A 689-nucleotide genomic window follows, 5' to 3' on the forward strand; every position below is an offset into this window, starting at 1 on the left:
GGGGCCTTGGCTCGTTTTGATTTCATTCAAGGTGAGAAGGCCGGCATTACGGCTTACTTTGAAAATAATTTGATGATTCACCGGACGAAGCTGGAAAAGGCGGATGAGTTCTACAGCAAGCATGCTGGTGAACTATTGATGCCACCAACAACGGAAAACTTAGACATGTTGCCACCATTGCAACGTCACGAGTTTAAGGTGACTGAGAAGACGGATATCGTGATTGATGGATTGGGCTGGATTACAGTTCCCGCCAACACGGTAGTAGCAGGCTGGGCACCCGAGGGTGTTTCAGTATTAACACGAAGGGCAATGATTTAATATGATTTCACTACGCGGTAAGCAAAAGCGTTACCTACGTGCCTCAGCGCACGACATGCGACCACTCTTTAGTATTGGTAAGCAAGGATTGACACAAAACTGGTTGGACCAACTTTCAGATGCAATCAACAAGCGCGAGTTGTTCAAGGTTAATATCTTGGCAAATTCAGATGTTGAAGTTGATGATTTGAAGGCATTTATCGAAGAGAACACGGATATTCAAGTTGTTCAAACGATTGGGCACACACTAGTATTGTTCGGAGAGTCAGCTGACAAAGAAAACCGTCGCTACTCTGTCGCCGTTCAAAAAATTTAACATCACTCTCGGAACGGGGGTTCGGGCATGATTAATACAATCGAGAAGACAA

The 689-nt window shown here is 45.0% G+C and carries 1 protein-coding gene and 1 pseudogene; both read left to right on the top strand.

What is annotated here, in order from left to right; genetic code table 11:
• Nucleotides 1-321: pseudogene (locus WEIDD23_RS04160) on the top strand (ribosome biogenesis GTPase YqeH); the annotation flags it as partial.
• A gap of 1 nt (nucleotide 322) precedes the next feature.
• Nucleotides 323-637, top strand: coding sequence for a YhbY family RNA-binding protein (locus tag WEIDD23_RS04165; RefSeq protein WP_010373531.1), 315 nt, complete (start codon nucleotides 323-325; stop codon nucleotides 635-637).
• Nucleotides 638-689 lie beyond the last annotated feature (52 nt).

The organism is Weissella sp. DD23 (assembly GCF_001579105.1).
GTDB lineage: Bacteria > Bacillota > Bacilli > Lactobacillales > Lactobacillaceae > Weissella > Weissella cibaria.